We start from the raw sequence: 17215 nt of genomic DNA on the forward strand, positions 1-17215 counted from the left end.
ATGAGGTGAAACCGGTCCCACATACCGGGCGTCGAGTTGACAGTCGTGGTGTGAACCGATTGCCTTGTGGGCATGCTCGCGAACTTGGCACTCACCTGGACCGGCTCCGCCGGGTCCCACGGTGCTGCCCGCGCGCGCTGTAGCTGTTGTTGCTGTTCCAGCTGTTGAGCCACGTCTCGCTCCGGCTGTGACCGAGTCCCCTGCGACCCGGTCGGCGTTTTCTCATCACCCCGTTCCCTCTGACCTTCTTTCACTGAGGAACCACAACACCCCTTATGAACAGCGACAACGACCTCAAGATCGCCGGCGACATCCTTGAAGTCACCCACCTGCTGCAGCCGCCGCGCGAGCACCCGGCCACCGTGGCCGAGTTCGTGGGCCTGGCCCGCGCCATCGCCGCCGACCGCTCCCAGTGGGAGCACCTCGTCGAGTACGACGCCACGACGCGCTGGTACCACCGGCTGCGCACCGGGCCCGGCTACGAGGTGTGGCTGCTGTCCTGGGTACCGGGCCAGGGCAGCGGGCCGCACGACCACGGGCGCTCCTCCGGGGTACTCACGGTCCTGGAGGGCACGCTGACCGAGCGCACCGGGCGCGGCACGCGCGCGCTGGCGGCCGGGGCGCAGCGGGTGTTCGCGCCGGGGTACGTGCACGAGGTCGTCAACGACGCCCTGGAGCCCGCGATCAGTCTGCACGTCTACTACCCGGGCCTGACCGAGATGCCGATGCACACCAGTGCCGCCTGCGAGGCGCGTCCGGTGACTGCCTGACGCTTTGTCGTACCCGCCTGCCAGACTTGGCCCCATGCGCATTGTGGTTCTGGCAGGCGGCATCGGTGGTGCCCGGTTCCTGCGTGGTCTGAAGCGGGCCGTGCCGGACGCGGACGTCACGGTCATCGGCAACACCGGGGACGACATCCACCTCTTCGGGCTGAAGGTCTGCCCGGACCTCGACACGGTGATGTACACGCTCGGCGGCGGCATCAACGAGGAGCAGGGCTGGGGGCGGGCCGACGAGACCTTCCACCTCAAGGAGGAGCTCGCGGCCTACGGTGTGGGCCCGGAGTGGTTCGGGCTCGGCGACCGGGACTTCGCCACGCACATCGTGCGCACCCAGATGCTGGGCGCCGGCTATCCGCTGAGCGCGGTGACGGAGGCGCTGTGCGACCGGTGGCAGCCGGGCGTGCGGCTGATCCCCATGACCGACGACCGCGTCGAGACGCATGTCGCCGTCGAGGTCGACGGCGAGCGCAAGGCCGTGCACTTCCAGGAGTACTGGGTGCGGCTGCGGGCCTCCGTGCCGGCCGAGGCGGTCGTACCGGTCGGGGCCGAGCAGGCGAAGCCGGCGCCGGGGGTGCTGGAGGCGATCGCGGAGGCGGACGTCATCCTCTTCCCGCCGTCGAACCCGGTCGTGTCGGTGGGCACGATCCTCGCGGTGCCTGGGATAAGGGAGGCGATCGCGGAGGCCGGGGTGCCGGTGGTGGGCCTGTCCCCCATCGTCGGGGACGCGCCCGTGCGCGGCATGGCCGACAAGGTGCTCGCGGCGGTGGGCGTGGAGTCGACGGCCGCGGCGGTCGCCGAGCACTACGGCTCGGGGCTGCTGGACGGCTGGCTCGTCGACACCGTGGACGCGGGCGCCGTGGAGCGCGTCGAGGCCGCCGGGATCCGGTGCCGGGCCGTACCGCTGATGATGACCGACCTGGAGGCGACCGCGCGGATGGCCCGGGAGGCGCTGGAGCTGGCGGAGGAGGTGCGGGCCTCGTGAGCGGGACGCCGTCCGACGGCTACACGGTCTGGGCGGTGCCCGGGCTCCCCGAGGTGCAGCCCGGGGACGACGTCGCCAAGCTGATCGCCGCCGCCGAGCCGGGGCTGGCCGACGGGGACGTCCTGCTCGTCACCTCGAAGATCGTGTCCAAGGCGGAGGGGCGGATCGTCGCCGCCGCGGACCGGGAGGCCGCGATCGACGCCGAGACCGTGCGGGTCGTGGCCCGGCGCGGGGCGCTGCGGATCGTCGAGAACCGGCAGGGGCTGGTCATGGCGGCGGCCGGCGTCGACGCCTCCAACACCCCCGCGGGCACCGTCCTGTTGCTGCCCGAGGACCCGGACGCGTCCGCGCGCGCGATCCGCGACGGGCTGCGCGCGGCCCTCGGTGTCGACGTGGGGGTCGTGGTGACCGACACCTTCGGCCGGCCCTGGCGCGCGGGGCTCACGGACGTCGCGATCGGCGCCGCCGGGGTGCGCGTGCTGGACGATCTGCGCGGGGGCACGGACGCGTACGGCAATCCGCTGAGCGCGACCGTCGTGGCCACCGCGGACGAGCTCGCCGCCGCCGGTGACCTGGTCAAGGGCAAGGCCGCCGGACGTCCCGTCGCCGTGGTGCGCGGGCTGGCGCACGTGGTCGCCCAGGACCACGGGGAAGGGGCGCGGGCCATGGTGCGCGGGGCGCGCGACGACATGTTCCGGCTGGGGACCTCCGAGGCGGTACGGGAGGCGGTGACCCAGCGCCGTACCGTACGGGCCTTCACGGACGAGCCCGTCGACCCCGGGGCGGTGCGGCGGGCCGTGGCTCTGGCGGTCACCGCGCCCGCCCCGCATCACACCACGCCGTGGCGGTTCGTGCTGCTGGAGTCGCAGGAGTCGCGGACCCGGCTGCTGGACGCGATGCGTGACAAGTGGATCGCGGACCTGCGGCTCGACGGCAAGAGCGAGGAGTCGATCGCCAAGCGGGTGCGGCGGGGGGACGTGCTGCGCAACGCGCCCTACCTGGTGGTGCCGTGTCTGGTGACGGACGGGTCGCACCCCTACGGGGACCCGCGGCGCGACGGGGCCGAGCGGGAGATGTTCGTCGTCGCGATGGGCGCCGGCGTGCAGAACTTCCTGGTCGGGCTGGCCGGTGAGCGGCTGGGCTCGGCGTGGGTGTCGTCGACCATGTTCTGCCGGGACGTGGTGCGGGAGGTCCTGGGGCTGCCTGAGGAATGGGATCCGATGGGGGCGGTGGCCGTGGGTCATCCGGCCGAGGAGCCGCGGGCGCGCGGCGAGCGGGATGTGGGGAGCTTCGTCGAGGTGCGGTGACGTCGCGCCCGTACCCCCTAGTCTCTTAGGACGTCCCCGGCAGTCTCTCGGGACGATGCTCTCAGGACGTCCCCGACCTCCAGGAACCCAGCCGTGGCAGGACGCTTCTCTCCCCGGCCCACTCGTACGACCGTGCGGGGCGGGCATGTCGGTGTGTCCGCGGGGATACCCCGGCAGGCCGCGGCGCCCGGACGGGTGCGGACCGTGGTGCCCGCCGGGCCGCTGGAGCTGGGGCTGGTGCTGGGTGTGCTGCGGCGCGGGCCCGCGGATCCGACCTTCCGGGCCATGCCCGACGGGTCCGTGTGGCGGGCGAGTCTGACGCCCGGCGGGCCCGGGACGCTGCGGGTGTCCGTGAGCGGGGGCGCGGTCCGGGGCGAGGCCTGGGGACCGGGGGCCGAGTGGCTGCTGGAGCAGCTGCCGGAGCTGCTGGGCGGAGCCGACGAGCCGGAGGCGTTCGTGCCGCGGCACCGGGTGGTGGCGTCGGCGTGGCACCGGCGGCCGGGGTTGCGGCTGACGCGGACCGGGCTGGTGCTGGAGTCGTTGATCCCGTCCGTGCTGGAGCAGAAGGTCACGACCGACGAGGCGTACCGGGCGTGGCGGCTGCTGGTGCGGAAGTTCGGGGAGCCGGCGCCCGGGCCCGCGGCCGGGGGACGGTTGTGGGTGATGCCGGGACCGCGGACCTGGGCGCTGATCCCGTCGTGGGAGTGGCATCGGGCCGGGGTCGACAACAAGCGGGCGTCGACGATCCTGCGGGCCGTCCGGGTGGCCGGGCGGCTGGAGGAGGCCGTGGGGATGTCGCCGGAGAAGGCGCAGGCCCGGCTGGAGGTCGTGCCGGGGATCGGGCCGTGGACGTCGGCGGAGGTCGTGCAGCGCAGCCATGGGGCGGCGGACGCGGTGACCGTGGGCGACCTGCATCTGCCGGGGATCGTGGGGTGGGCGCTGGCCGGGGACCGGGACGCGGACGACTCCGTGATGCTGAAGCTGCTGGAGCCGTATGCGGGGCAGCGGCATCGGGCGGCCCGGCTGATCCTGCTGAGCGGGCGGACGCCGGCTCGGCGGGCGCCGAAGATGCCGCGGGTGGACATCGGACGGTTGTGAGGCGCGGTGGGTGCGGCCGCCGGCTTGTTCTCGCCCCCGCCGCCCCTACCCGTCCCGTCCCCAGGGGCTGCCGCCCCTTCGACCCCGCCCAGGGGGCTCCGCCCCCTGGACCCCCGTCGGCCCTTCGGGCCTCGTCCTCAAACGCCGGACGGGCTGAAAGAAACAAGCGCCGGACGCCGGAACGGACGGGCTGAATGATCCGGCCCGCACCCGCACCCCCTACTGGTCCGAGGAGAACCTCACCGCCCCCGCCGGGATCCTCGCGTCGCACCACACGCGCATGCCGTCCCGCAGTTCGTTGTCGGCGCCGATCACCGCGCCGTCGCCGATGACCGTGCCGGTGAGGACCGAGCGTTCGCCGACGCGGGCGCGGGTGCCGATGAGGGAGTCGGTGATGACGGCGCCGGGTTCGATGACGGCGCCCGGCAGGATGGTCGAGCCGAAGACGCGGGCGCCCCCGGCGACGAACGCGCCCTCGCCGACCACCGTGCCGCCGGTCAGTTTCGCGTCCGGGGCGACCGTGGCCGTCGGGAGGATCAGGCGGTCGCCGCAGCGGCCCGGCACGGCCGGCGACGGGGCCCGGCCCAGGACCAGGTCGGCCGAGCCGCGGACGAAGGCAGCCGGGGTGCCGAGGTCCAGCCAGTAGGTGGAGTCGACCATGCCCTGCAGATGGGCCCCCGCCGACAGCAGTTCGGGGAACGTCTCGCGCTCCACCGAGACCGGGCGGCCCTGCGGGATCGTGTCGATGACCGAGCGGCGGAAGACGTACGCCCCCGCGTTGATCTGGTCGGTGACGATCTCCTCGGGGGTCTGCGGCTTCTCCAGGAACGCCAGGACCCGGCCCGTGTCGTCGGTGGGGACCAGACCGTAGGCGCGGGGGTCGGTCACCTTGGTGAGGTGCAGGGAGACGTCGGCGCCGGTCGTCTCGTGGGTGTCGACGAGCGCCCCGATGTTCAGGCCGGTGAGGATGTCGCCGTTGAAGACCAGGACCGGGTCGTCGGGTCCCGAGTGGAGGCGGGAGGCCACGTTGCGGATGGCGCCGCCCGTGCCGAGGGGCTCCTCCTCCGTCACGTACTCGAGGTGCAGCCCCAGCGACGAGCCGTCGCCGAAGTACGGTTCGAACACCTCGGCGAGGTAGGAGGTGGCGAGGACGATGTGTTCGACGCCCGCCGCTCTCGCTCTCGCCAACTGATGTGTGAGGAAGGGGACCCCGGCCGCCCGGACCATGGGCTTCGGTGTGTGCACCGTGAGCGGACGCAGCCGCGTGCCCTTGCCGCCGACCAGGAGGATCGCTTCTGTCACCTGTCGTCTCTGCTTCCTGCCGGGACCGGCCGAAATGTCCTTTGGCCGGCCAGTCTATGCAGATCGTCGCGCGACGCCTTCGACGGCCCGGTGGCGTGGTGTCGGTTCCGCCCCATGTCCCCCGACGGCGGTGAACGCGGGTCCCCTCCCGGCGTCAACGGCCCTGATAGCGGGCCGCGGTCGAGCGGGCCGTGCCGAGTTTGCCGTAGAGCCGGCGGCCCGGGCACTCCGTGGCGAAACCGTCACGGTGGCCGGAGATCACGTTCAGTCGTACGTTCTTCCCTTTTCGGTAGAGATTGCCACCCCCGGAGGTGAGATATGTCTTCCCCCGCGGATTGGCCCCGTAGAGACCGAGTTTCCAGGCCGTCAGGCGGGCGATGGCGTCGAGGACCGCCGTCGGCGGCTTCGCCGAGCCGAAGCTGCCGAGGACGGCGATCCCCATGCTGTTGCTGTTGAAACCGAGGGTGTGCGCGCCCAGCACGGGTTTCGCCACGCCGCCGGCCCTGCCCTCGTAGATGGTTCCGCACTTGTCGACGAGGAAGTTGTAGCCGATGTCGCGCCAGCCCATGCTCCGGACGTGGTAGCGGTAGATACCGCGGATGACGGAGGCCGCCTGGGAGCACGTGTACCCGTTGCCGGAGGCGGTGTGGTGCACGAAGGCCGCCTTGACCTTCTTCGTGTAGACGAACCCCCTCGCACGCAGCGTCTCGTCGGCGCCCCAGCCGCGCCGGGTGATGATGCGGGGGCGCGGGCCGATGTAGGGGTTGGCGCGTTGACGGGGCGTCAACTCGACATCGGAGAGCGTCCGCAGTTCGTCCTCGGTGGCGGCCTTGGTCAGGGCCGGGATCTCGGTGGCGCCGGGGCCCTGGGCGCGGTCCGGGGGCGGGTCGCCGGGGTCGACGAGTTCCAGGCGCAGCCCCGAGGGCAGCGGGCCCTCGGCCGTGCCGGCACGGGTGCCGCGGGCCGTTCCGCCCCTGCGGTGCCGGCTCTCGGCGCGGACACGGACGTCCACACCGTCGGAGTCGCCGACCCACAAGGGGGCGGTGGAGCCGCGGACCCGGCCGGAGGCGCGCTCGGCGGCGCCGGGGTCGGCCACGTCGTCGTTGTGGGTCTCGAGGTCCCGCCAGCGACTCCAGGCGCCGTCGCGGGTGGAGCGGGTGCGGACCTGGACCCGGCCGTGGAGCGGGGTGTCGGCGTCGTCCCAGACCACTCCGACGAGGGCGAAGTGCCGTACGTCGTCGCGGGTCAGGCCCTGTTCGGCGGCCGCCGGACCCAGGGTGCGGTCGCGGGCGACGGGGACGAGGGCGAGTGACTGGGTGCTGCCGGGGACGGCGGCGTCGGGGGCGCTCGGCAGGGTCGCCGGCCGCGCGGATCTCGCGCCGGGCGGCGACGCCGGGCTCGTCGGGGCGGCGGTCGCGGGCGGGGCGAGCGGGAGGACGAGGGCGGCCGCGCAGCTGACGCCGATCGAGGCGGCGATCGTAGAAGCAAGGAATCCACGCATGCCCCTGATCTTGAACATAGTCAGACATATATGTCTATTGCGGAACTGACGGTTCGTCGGCTCCCGTTCGTCCGAACCGGTGGCACCTCCGCTGGGTGCGCGGGCGGGCGCGCGCGTACCCTTGCGCGGGTGAACGCCAGTGATCGCACCCCTGCCGACCTGCTGTCTTCCGCGCTCGTCGCGGATCCCTCACGCCCCTTGGTGACCTTCTACGACGACGCCACGGGCGAGCGGGTCGAACTGTCCGTGGCCACCTTCGCCAATTGGGTGGCCAAGACCGCGAACCTCCTCCAGGGCGATCTCGGCGCCGGGCCCGGCGACCGGGTGGCGCTGTTGCTGCCGGCGCACTGGCAGACCGCCGTGTGGCTGCTGGCGTGTGCGTCGGTCGGGGTGCTGGCGGACGTGGACGGCAACGCGGCGGCGGCCGACGTGGTGGTGAGCGGGCCGGATTCCCTTCAGGCGGCTCGGGCCTGCAAGGGGGAGCGGGTCGCACTCGCGCTGCGGCCGCTGGGCGGGCGGTTCCCGCAGGTGCCGGACGGCTTCGTCGACTACGCCGTGGAGGCGCCGAGCCAGGGTGACCGGTTCGTGGCGTTCGCGCCGGTGGACCCCGAGGAGCCCGCGCTGATCGTGGCCGGGCGGGAGTTCAGCGGGGCGGAGGTCGTGGAGCGGGCGCGGGAGGAGGCGACGGGGCTGGGGCTGACCGGGCCGGGGTCGCGGATCCTGTCCGGGCTGCCCTACGACACCTGGGAGGGCCTCAACGCCGGGCTGTACGGGCCGCTCGCCGTCGGCGGGTCCGTGGTGCTGTGCCGGCACCTTCAGGAGCTGGACGCCGAGGGACTGGCCCGGCGGATCGAGAGCGAGCGGGTCTCCGTCACCCGAACGGGGCACTAACGCCCGCCCCCGCCTCCCCCCGCGGGTCATGGTCGTAGGAGCCACACGTCCGTACGCCATGAGGGGTGGGCCCGCGCGTGAACGACAGCGTCAGCTCCCGTGGTCCCGGCGCCGGGTCGTCGGCCACCGGCAAGGGGCTGGTACGGCGGCGCCGGCGCAGGTGGGTCCGGGCCGGCGGGCTCGGTGTCGCGGTGGTCGTTCTCGCCGCGGTCGGGGTCGGATGGGGCGTCTATCTGAAGCTGGACGGGAACATCACGGCCGACGAGGCCGCCGCCGCCGAGCTCGCCCGGTTCGAGAAGGAGCGGCCCACGTCGCTCGTCAAGGACGCGCAGAACATCCTGGTGATCGGTTCGGACTCGCGCTCCGGGGACGGCAACGCCCGCTACGGGCGCGACTCGGGGACCGAGCGGTCGGACACGACGATCCTGCTGCACCTGTCGGCGGGGCGCCACACGGTCACCGCCGTGTCGCTGCCCCGGGATCTGATGGTGGACGTCCCGGCCTGTCTGCGGCCCGACGGGACCCGCTCCGAACCGGCGTTCACGATGTTCAACTCCGCGTTCGAGACGGGAGGTTCGGCCTGCACGATCCGGACCGTGGAGCAGCTGACGGACGTGCGGATCGACCATCACGTCGTCGTCGACTTCCACGGGTTCAAGGAGATGGTCGACGCCGTCGACGGGGTGCGGGTGTGTCTGAAGGAGCCCATCGACGACCGCGACGCCAAGCTGAGGCTGCCCGCGGGGCGGGTGACGCTCGACGGGGAGGAGGCCCTGGGCTACGTGCGGGCGCGCAAGTCGCTGGGCGACGGGAGCGACACGGAGCGGATGGACCGTCAGCAGCGGTTCCTGGGCGCACTCGTCAACAAGGTGCGCAGCAACGACGTACTGCTGAATCCGGTGAAGCTGTATCCCGTGCTGGACGCGGCCACCTCGTCGCTGACCACCGACCCGGGTCTGGCGAGCCTGCGGGGCCTGTACGACCTCGTGCGGGGGCTGCGTGACATCCCCACGAAACGGGTGCAATTCCTCACGGTTCCGCGGGAGTCGTATGTGTACGACGCCAACCGGGACCAGCTGATGGAGCCGGAGGCGCGGAAGCTGTTCGACCGGCTGCGCGCGGACCGGCCGGTGACGGTGGCCCGGGCGACCCCGGGGAATTCCGGCGCAAAGAGCGGCAATTCGGATTCGGCCGAGGGGTCGAACGGCTACGGCGCGTACGGAGTCGGCGACGGAAAGTCCGGAGCAATGGGGTCGGATGAACCGTCGAACGGGGTTTCGCCCGCACCGACGTTCTCGGGGAACACGGCGGCAGAAGACACCTGCGGGTAAAGGGATTACCAAATCGTCGCACTTATGTCCGAGAAAAAGGACGAATTGGCCCCCGTCGGGGCGTGGAATTTCTCACCGCCGTCATTGGGTGCCGAGCAGGGCGGATAGTGTGAGCGATCCGGTGCCCTCGGCCGTATGGGCTTGTGCACTGTGAGACCGAGACCCGAGCGCCTTGAGGGGGGAAAGGCGCCGCGCCCCGACGGAGGAATCGGACAACCGTGGACGCGACAGGCCGTGGGCGGGCGGACGACATCGATCCCGCAGACCAGTGGGTGCTCAATCCGACCACCGGCGAATACGAACTGCGACTGAGCCCTTCCGCACCGCAATCGGCGGTACCCGCTCCGCGCAGATCCGCGCCGCGGGACGCGGGGGCCACCGTGCGCAGCCGTACGGTCGCGCCCGACCGGCTGCCCGGCCGTGAGGTCCCGGGTCCGCGCCGGCGCCGTGGCGCGCCCGAGGAGCCGTTGCCCGGGCGGCGCGGACGCCGGCCGGTGAAGAAGAAGGGCAGGGGCAAGAAGATCCTGCTGTGGACCGGCGGGACGATGGCCTTCGTCCTGGTCGGCACGGCCGGCGCCGCCTACCTCTACATCGAGCACCTGAACGGCAACATCACATCCGTCTCCGACGACGGCGCGAGCACCGGTGGCTTCAGCAAGGGCAAGGCGATCAACATCCTGCTGATCGGCACCGACAAGCGCACCGGCAAGGGCAACGAGAAGTACGGCGACGCGGGCAGCGTCGGCCACGCGGACACGACGATCCTGCTGCACGTCTCCAAGGACCGCTCGAACGCGACCGCGCTCAGCATCCCCCGTGACCTGATCACCAATGTCCCGGACTGCCCGACCACCCTCGCCGACGGCACCCAGAAGGTCATCGCCGGCACCAGCGACGTCCGTTTCAACACCAGCCTCGGCCAGGACGACCGCACCCCGAGCTGTGTCGCGCGCACCGTCACGGAGCTGACGGGCATCACGCCCGACAACTTCATGGTCGCCGACTTCAACGCGGTCAAGACGCTCACCACGGCGGTCGGCGGTGTCGACGTGTGCCTGGGCAAGGACATCGACGACCCCAAGTCGCACCTGAACCTGAAGAAGGGCATGCGGCACATCGAGGGCGAGACCGCGCTCGCGTTCGTGCGCACCCGGCACGCGGTCGGCTTCGGCGGCGACCTGAGCCGGATCACGCTGCAGCAGCAGTTCCTCAGCGCCCTGATGCGCAAGCTGAAGTCGAACGACACGCTCACCAACCCGGCGAAGATGATCAAGGTCGCCGAGGCGGGAACCAAGGCGCTGACCGTCGACGACAACCTCAAGAGCATCGGCAAGCTGAAGGACCTCGGTCTGGAGCTCGGCAAGCTCAACCCGAAGAACCTGACGTTCACCACCGTGCCGGTCGTCGACAACCCGGCGGAGAAGGTGAAGGCGACCGTCGTCCTCAGCCAGGCGCCGGCCCAGCAGGTCTTCCAGATGATCAAGAACGACGTGTCGTTCACCGCGGTCAAGGCGCAGCAGAAGAAGGAGGCCGCCGCGGTCGCCGCCCGCCTGAAGGGCCCCAAGTCGGCCGCCTCCGCGGTCCGGGTGCGGATCCTCAACGGCGGTGCCGACGCCGGCAGCGCCCAGGCGGAGCTGAACTACCTGCAGAACGAGGCCGGCGTGCTGAAGTCGTCGAACGACGGCAACGCGGACGCCGTGCTGGCGAAGACGACGCTGGAGTACGGACCGGACCAGGCCGACCAGGCACGCCGTCTGGCCGACATCATGGGCCTGTCGGGCGCGGCGATGAAGCCGGGCAAGAGCGTGCTCAACGACCAGGGACTGCCGACGATCACACTGACCCTGGGCAAGGACTTCAAGGGGGCCGGGGTGAAGCTGAACGCCTCCTCGGGGACGGCACCGGCGGGGGTCCAGAAGTCCACGGCCGACAAGGTCGAGTGCGCCAAGTGACCTGAGGGGCCTGTCGTGCGTCTAACAGGACGCACGACAGGCCCGTTTCATGGCGCAAGGGTGGGGAGGACGGGGAATGACGCAGAGCAGTGTGCGCGCGGAGGGGACGCGAGGGGGCGTCCGGCGCGGTGCGCAGGATCACGCGGTCGCGCGGGAGGACGGCTCCGGCAGATCGGAGGACGGGCCAGGGTCGGGACACCGGCGGCGGCAGCCGCGGCCGCGCGGGCGCCGGGTGCTGAGATGGTCGGCGACCACGCTGGCGGTGCTGATACTCGGGACGGCCGGCGCCGGATACCTGTACTACGAGCACCTCAACGGCAACATCCACAAGGGCGAGCGCAGCAGCGGTGACGCCAAGGCGCAGAAGAGCAGGGCCAACGCGGCCGGCCAGACGCCGTTGAACATCCTGCTGATCGGCTCCGACAGCCGTAACTCCGACGAGAACGTGAAACTCGGCGGCGCCAAGTACGACCGGGGCAGCCCGCCCCTCGGCGACGTGCAGATGCTGATCCACCTGTCCGCGGACCGCAAAAGCGCCGCGATGGTGAGCATTCCGCGCGACACCCGGGTCGACATCCCCAAGTGCACCGACCCCAAGACCGGCAAGGTCTACCCGGCGACCAACACCATCATCAACGAGTCGCTGGCCCGCGGCGGCGCCGGTTGCACGCTGGCCACCTGGGAGAACCTCACCGGCGTCTACATCGACCACTGGATCACGATCGACTTCTCGGGCGTGGTGCAGATGGCGGACGCCATCGGCGGCGTCGACGTCTGTGTGCGGCAGAGCGTGTGGGACCGGCCGACGGCCGCGGTGCCCGGCGGCTCCGGACTGAAGCTGACGGCCGGCACGCACAAGGTCAAGGGCAAGCAGGCGCTGCAGTGGCTGCGCACCCGGCACGCCTGGGGCAGCGACCCGCTGCGGGCCAAGGCCCAGCACATGTACCTGAACTCGATGATCCGCACGCTCAAGGGCCAGAACGTCTTCACCGACACCGGGCGGCTGATGGACCTGGCCGAGGCGGCCACGAAGTCCCTGACGGTCTCCGAGGAGATCGGCACCCCCAAGAAGCTCTACGACCTGGGCATGCAGCTGAAGTCGGTGCCGACCGACCGCATCACGAGCCTGACGATGCCCAACGTCGAGGACCCGCAGAACAAGGACCACCTCGTGCCCGACGGCGCCAACGCCGACAAGATGTGGCAGATGCTCCGCGACGACGTGGCCTTCGACAAGCACGGCAAGGCGTCGGCCGCGAAGAAGACCACCGCCGAGGCCACCAAGGCCCCCTCGGCGCCGGACGACCAGATCGGCGTCACCGTCCAGAACGCCACCGCCACCACCACGCTCGGCCCGGTGTCCGGACGCGCCGGCACGATCGCGCAGGCGCTGGTGCAGAAAGGCTTCACCAAGGCGTCGAAGGACGTGACGGGCGGTCTGACCGCGCAGCGGACCCTGGTGCGCTACCCGAGCGCCGAACTCCAGGGAGACGCCCAGCGGATCGCCAAGTCCCTCGGGATTCCGCTGAGTTCGGTGAAGCAGTCCACCGATGTCTCCGGGGTCACACTCGTCGTGGGCGCCGACTGGCGCGACGGCACGACGTATCCGAAGGCCTCCGCCCCCAAGGCGGGCGACCTGCCGGCGGGCTCGGACGCCATCAACGGCTCGGACAAGGGCCAGTGCATGGACGTCTACGCGCCCTATCGCTGGTAGCAGTGCAACCCAACGGGTCCGTCGTAGGTCTCCTGGACGTACGGCGGGCCCGCCATGGGCGCCCAAAGGCATGGGGAGTACGGGAAATTGGGGCAGAACAGCGTGCGGCGACGCGTGCTCACGTGGTCCGCGGCCACCCTCGCGGCCCTGCTGCTGGGCACGGCCTGCGCCGGCTGGCTCTACTACCGGCACCTCAACGCCAACATCCAGCAGGCCGACCTCAACCTCGGTGACGACAAGGCGCCCGCTCCGACGCCGAACACCGCCGGCCAGACCCCGCTGAACCTGTTGCTCATCGGCTCCGACGCCCGTGACACCAAGGAGAACCAGAAGCTGGGCGGGGCGCGCGAGACCTTCGGCGGCACCCCGCTGGCCGATGTCCAGATGCTGGTGCACCTGTCCGCCGACCGGACCAACCTGTCGGTCGTCAGCATGCCCCGCGACACCCTCGTACGGATTCCGAAGTGCACCGATCCCGGCAGTGGGAAGGTCCATCCCGCGAGCGAGGGGCGGGTGATGACCAACCAGAGCCTCGGGCACGGGGGTCCGGGCTGCACGGTCGCCACCTGGGAGAAGCTGACCGGCATCCACATCGACCACTTCATGATGGTCGACTTCTCCGGCGTGGTCTCCATGGCCGACGCGATCGGCGGGGTTCCCGTGTGCGTGGACGCCGACGTCTACTCGCACACCTCCTCCGGCCACGGCTCGGGCCTGAAACTCAAGAAGGGCACCACCTCCGTCAAGGGCGAGCAGGCCCTGCAGTGGCTGCGCACCCGCTACGGCTTCGAGGACGGCAGCGACCTCGCCCGGGCCAAGGCGCAGCACATGTACCTCAACTCGATGGTCCGCGAGCTGCGCGCCAAGGCCACCCTGGGCAACCCGGGCAAGCTCCGCACCCTCGCCGAGCGGGCCACCGAGTCGCTCACCGTCGACCCGGGCCTGGACACCGTGAAGAAGCTCTACGACCTCGCCGACGAGCTGCGGCGGGTCAAGCCCGAGCGCATCACCATGACCACCATGCCCAACCGGTACGTCGGCGCCCGCGTGGAGCCCACCGAGGAGGCCCGGCAGCTGTTCCGGCTGGTGCGCGAGGACGTCGCGCTGGACGGCAGGGGCGGGAAGGAGCGGCAGCCGGCCGGGGAGAGTGTGCCCGCCTCGTCGGCCGACGGCGAGATCGGCGTCCAGGTGCGCAACGGCAGCGGTACCGGCACGCTCGCCGCGGCCCCGGGTCGGGCGGAAGCGGTGGCGGCGCTGCTGGTGGGCCGGGGCTTCACCCAGGCCGTGGCCGACCCGAGCGCGCCGACGGCCCGGCCGACGACCGTGGTGCGCTACCCGAGCGCCGACCTGGAGGGCGACGCCCGGCGCGTCGCGAAGGCGCTGGGGCTCCCGCCGAGTTCCGTGCAGCGGTCGACGGACGTCTCCGGCGTCACCCTCGTCGTGGGCGCCGACTGGCGTCAGGACACGGCCTACCGGGCGCCCCGGGCGGACGACCGGACACCGAAGTCCGCCGAGGCGCTCAACGGGGCCGACGACGGGGCCTGTATGCAGGTGAATCCCGCTTTCACATGGTGACCACAGCCGGGTCCTAACCGTCTGCTGAATGATGAGGCGCGCTCACCTCCTGGAGCCCGGAGCGCACAGGGTGAAAGGACAGGGAGTTGGCGCGAAGCGGTGTGCCCGCGGTCGAGGACACGATGTCCCTCACCCCACAGGGCACGGAAGCGGGTCCCGGCGGACGACGGTCGCACGAGGGTGACCGCAGGCGCCGCAGACGCCGGATACTGCGCTGGTCGGCGACGGTGCTGGCGGTCGTCGTGGTCGGCACGGCGGGGGCCGGCTGGCTCTACTACCGGCACCTCAACGCCAACATCCAGAAGGACAACCTCAACAACGCCGACGCCAAGGACCGCGCGGCCGAGTCCAAGGCGAACGCGGCGGGGCAGACCCCGCTGAACATCCTGCTGATCGGCTCGGACGCCCGCGACTCCGCCGAGAACCAGAAGCTGGGCGGCGCGAGGAGCACGTACAACACCGCTCCGCGCGCGGACGTCCAGATGCTCGTGCACGTCTCCGCCGACCGCACCGACATGTCGGTGGTCAGCATGCCCCGCGACACCCTGGTCTCCATCCCCAAGTGCACCGACCCGGACACCGGCACGGTGTACGCGGCGAGCACCTCCACCATGGCCAACGCCTCGCTGGAGCGCGGCGGCCCCGGCTGCACGGTCGCCATGTGGGAGAAGCTGACCGGCATCCACATCGACCACTTCATGATGGTCGACTTCTCCGGCGTGGTCTCCATGGCCGACGCGATCGGCGGGGTGCCCGTGTGCGTGGACGCGAACGTCTACTCGCACACCTCCTCCGGCCACGGCTCGGGCCTGAAACTCAAGAAGGGCACCACCTCCGTCAAGGGCGAGCAGGCCCTGCAGTGGCTGCGCACCCGCTACGGCTTCGAGGACGGCAGCGACATAGCGCGCACCAAGGCCCAGCACATGTACATGAACTCGATGGTCCGCCAGTTGCGGGCCAGCGCCACGCTCAGCAACCCCGACAAGCTCCTGAAGCTGGCCGAGACGGCGACCAGGGCGCTGACGGTGGACGACGGACTCGGCACGGTGACCAAGCTCTACGACCTCAGCAAGGAGCTCAGGAAGGTCCCCACCCGGCGCATCACCATGACGACCATGCCTTGGGTGTACACCTCGGACGGCAACCGGGTGCTGCCCCGGCCGGCCGACGCGGCGAAGCTGTTCCGGCTGGTCCGCGAGGACATCGCGCTGGACGGCAAGGACAAGAAGAAGACCACGAAGCCGGCCGCCACCGCCCGGCCGGCCCACGCGGACGACAAGATCGCCGTCCAGGTGCGCAACGGCACCCGCGGCGCCACCGGGGCCGCCGTCACCGGCCGGGCGCGGACGGTCGCCGAACTGCTCGTCGGCAAGGGCTTCGACGAGGCCGTGGCGGACTCCTCGGCGCCGCTGAGCGAGGACACCACCGTCGTCCGCTACCCGAGCGCCGACCTGAAGGGCGACGCCCAGCGCGTCGCGAGGGCCCTCGGTATCCCCACCGCCCAGGTGAAGAAGTCCACGGACGTCGACGGGGTCACCGTGGTCGTCGGCGCGGACTGGCGGTCGGGTACGACGTACACGGCCGCGGAGGACGACGACAGCACGCCGAGTTCGGCGAGCGCCCTCAACGGCGCGGACACCACGGCCTGCATGCGCGTCGACCCGGACTACACCTGGTAGTCCGGGCCGATCCGGGCCCCGCCCAGCTCAGTTGGAGGTGAGCACCGCGGGGCGCCGGGACGCGATGACCTTCCTCGCGAGGGACTTGGGGCTGGTCAGAAAGCCCCAGCCCCAGGACATGTGCATGGTCGCGAGGGCGACGGGGATCTGCAGCCGGGCCTTCAGCGGCAGGCCCCGTCCGGCCGGGACGGAGCCGAGGACGATCGCCGCGAGGTAGCCGCCGGGGATCAGCAGGGCCCAGGGGGTGACCAGCGCGCCCACGACGAGGCCCGCCGTGATGGCGAGCAGTGCCGTCGGCGGGGCGAGGTAGCGCAGGTTGATGGAGCCCTCGTGGTAGCGGGCCACGACATGGCGCCAACGGCCGTAGTCCTTGTACTGCTTGGCCAGCGCGCGCACGCTCGGCCGCGGCCGGTACGACACCCTCAGCTCCGGCGAGAACCAGATCAGCCCGCCCGCCTCGCGGATCCGGAAGTTCAGCTCCCAGTCCTGCGCGCGGATGAACTCCTCGTTGTAGCCGCCCTGCCGCTCCAGCGCCTCGCGCCGGAACACACCGAGGTAGACCGTCTCGGCCTCACCGGCCGCGCCCCCGGTGTGGAAGACGGCGTTGCCGACGCCGATCTTCGAGGTCATCGCGGCGGCGACCGCCTGCTCCCAGGCGTTCTCGCCCTCGGCGTGCATGATGCCGCCGACGTTCTGCGCGCCGGTCTCCTCCAGGAGCCGTACGGCGGTGGCGATGTAGTTCGGGGAGAGCATGCCGTGGCCGTCGACGCGGACGACGATCGGGTGCCGGGAGGCCTTGATCGCGGCGTTCAGGGCGGCGGGTGTACGGCCCGTCGGGTTCGGCACGGTGTGGACGCGCTTGTTCGCGTCGGCCGCGGTCTCGGCGACGAGCCGGGCCGCGATCTCGTCCGTGCGGTCCGTGGACGGACCGAGGGCGATCACGACCTCCATCTCGCCGGCGTACTCCTGCGCGAGGATCGCTTCGACGGCCCCGCGCAGATGCCGCTCCTCGTTCAGGACGGGCATGATCACAGAAACGGCGGGGAGCCGCACGTCGGAATTGGCGTTCATCGGTGCTCACGTTACCGCGAACGGGGGACA

The 17215-nt window shown here is 71.6% G+C and carries 13 protein-coding genes; 10 read left to right on the plus strand and 3 right to left on the minus strand.

From position 1 onward, the window contains the following. Nucleotides 1–275: 275 nt before the first annotated feature. The 4 genes from ACWCQ1_RS27675 (at nt 276) to ACWCQ1_RS27690 (ending at nt 4169) form a co-directional block, all read left to right on the plus strand. Nucleotides 276–770 carry a cysteine dioxygenase gene (locus tag ACWCQ1_RS27675; RefSeq protein ID WP_133045999.1) on the plus strand — a complete coding sequence of 165 codons (495 nt, stop codon included), beginning with the start codon at nt 276–278 and terminating at the stop codon, nt 768–770. A 34-nt stretch (nt 771–804) separates the two neighbouring features. Next, nucleotides 805–1764, plus strand: a complete 960-nt coding sequence (gene cofD, locus ACWCQ1_RS27680) for a 2-phospho-L-lactate transferase (protein ID WP_356768641.1) — start codon at nt 805–807, stop codon at nt 1762–1764. Next, nucleotides 1761–3071 (plus strand): coenzyme F420-0:L-glutamate ligase, encoded by a 1311-nt coding sequence (locus ACWCQ1_RS27685; protein ID WP_358592850.1) that lies wholly within the window; start codon nt 1761–1763, stop codon nt 3069–3071. The genes cofD and ACWCQ1_RS27685 overlap by 4 nt, the downstream gene beginning before the upstream one ends. A 93-nt stretch (nt 3072–3164) precedes the next feature. Beyond that, the gene (locus tag ACWCQ1_RS27690; protein ID WP_133045996.1) at nt 3165–4169 is read left to right on the plus strand and encodes a DNA-3-methyladenine glycosylase family protein; all 1005 of its coding nucleotides are present in this window, start codon (nt 3165–3167) and stop codon (nt 4167–4169) included. A gap of 219 nt (nt 4170–4388) precedes the next feature. Here ACWCQ1_RS27690 and ACWCQ1_RS27695 read toward each other — a convergent pair whose 3' ends face one another. Then, nucleotides 4389–5471 carry a mannose-1-phosphate guanylyltransferase gene (locus tag ACWCQ1_RS27695; protein ID WP_133045995.1) on the minus strand — a complete coding sequence of 361 codons (1083 nt, stop codon included), beginning with the start codon at nt 5469–5471 and terminating at the stop codon, nt 4389–4391. A gap of 154 nt (nt 5472–5625) precedes the next feature. Continuing rightward, nucleotides 5626–6972, minus strand: coding sequence for a peptidoglycan recognition protein family protein (locus tag ACWCQ1_RS27700; protein WP_358592848.1), 1347 nt, complete (start codon nt 6970–6972; stop codon nt 5626–5628). Between the two features lie 129 nt (nt 6973–7101). Between ACWCQ1_RS27700 and ACWCQ1_RS27705 the strand changes: the two genes are divergently transcribed. The 6 genes from ACWCQ1_RS27705 to ACWCQ1_RS27730 all read left to right on the plus strand — a co-directional run bounded on the left by ACWCQ1_RS27705 (nt 7102) and on the right by ACWCQ1_RS27730 (nt 16114). Then, nucleotides 7102–7863: a TIGR03089 family protein gene (locus tag ACWCQ1_RS27705; protein WP_451027615.1), complete on the plus strand. Its 762-nt coding sequence runs from the start codon at nt 7102–7104 to the stop codon at nt 7861–7863. Between the two features lie 77 nt (nt 7864–7940). Beyond that, on the plus strand, nt 7941–9194 hold the full coding sequence (locus ACWCQ1_RS27710; protein WP_358592844.1) for an LCP family protein: 1254 nt from the start codon (nt 7941–7943) through the stop codon (nt 9192–9194). A 218-nt stretch (nt 9195–9412) separates the two neighbouring features. Further along, nucleotides 9413–11146: an LCP family protein gene (locus ACWCQ1_RS27715; RefSeq protein WP_133045991.1), complete on the plus strand. Its 1734-nt coding sequence runs from the start codon at nt 9413–9415 to the stop codon at nt 11144–11146. A 76-nt stretch (nt 11147–11222) separates the two neighbouring features. After that, entirely contained in the window at nt 11223–12860 is a 1638-nt protein-coding gene (locus ACWCQ1_RS27720; RefSeq protein WP_451027616.1) for an LCP family protein, read from the plus strand. A gap of 54 nt (nt 12861–12914) precedes the next feature. After that, entirely contained in the window at nt 12915–14435 is a 1521-nt protein-coding gene (locus tag ACWCQ1_RS27725; protein ID WP_451027617.1) for an LCP family protein, read from the plus strand. 122 nt (nt 14436–14557) lie between these two features. Then, nucleotides 14558–16114: an LCP family protein gene (locus ACWCQ1_RS27730; protein ID WP_451027659.1), complete on the plus strand. Its 1557-nt coding sequence runs from the start codon at nt 14558–14560 to the stop codon at nt 16112–16114. Between the two features lie 27 nt (nt 16115–16141). Here ACWCQ1_RS27730 and ACWCQ1_RS27735 read toward each other — a convergent pair whose 3' ends face one another. Next, entirely contained in the window at nt 16142–17185 is a 1044-nt protein-coding gene (locus ACWCQ1_RS27735) for a glycosyltransferase family 2 protein (protein ID WP_133045988.1), read from the minus strand. Nucleotides 17186–17215: the final 30 nt, after the last annotated feature.

This window comes from Streptomyces sp. NPDC002144 (assembly GCF_053593695.1).

Coding starts and splice junctions, on each gene's coding strand:
- cofD (WP_356768641.1), top strand. CDS start 805: ATGCGCATTGTGGTTCTGGCAGGCGGCATCGGTGGTGCCCGGTTCCTG.
- ACWCQ1_RS27730 (WP_451027659.1), top strand. CDS start 14,558: ATGTCCCTCACCCCACAGGGCACGGAAGCGGGTCCCGGCGGACGACGG.
- ACWCQ1_RS27735 (WP_133045988.1), bottom strand. CDS start 17,185: ATGAACGCCAATTCCGACGTGCGGCTCCCCGCCGTTTCTGTGATCATG.
- ACWCQ1_RS27725 (WP_451027617.1), top strand. CDS start 12,915: ATGGGCGCCCAAAGGCATGGGGAGTACGGGAAATTGGGGCAGAACAGC.
- ACWCQ1_RS27700 (WP_358592848.1), bottom strand. CDS start 6,972: ATGCGTGGATTCCTTGCTTCTACGATCGCCGCCTCGATCGGCGTCAGC.
- ACWCQ1_RS27675 (WP_133045999.1), top strand. CDS start 276: ATGAACAGCGACAACGACCTCAAGATCGCCGGCGACATCCTTGAAGTC.
- ACWCQ1_RS27720 (WP_451027616.1), top strand. CDS start 11,223: ATGACGCAGAGCAGTGTGCGCGCGGAGGGGACGCGAGGGGGCGTCCGG.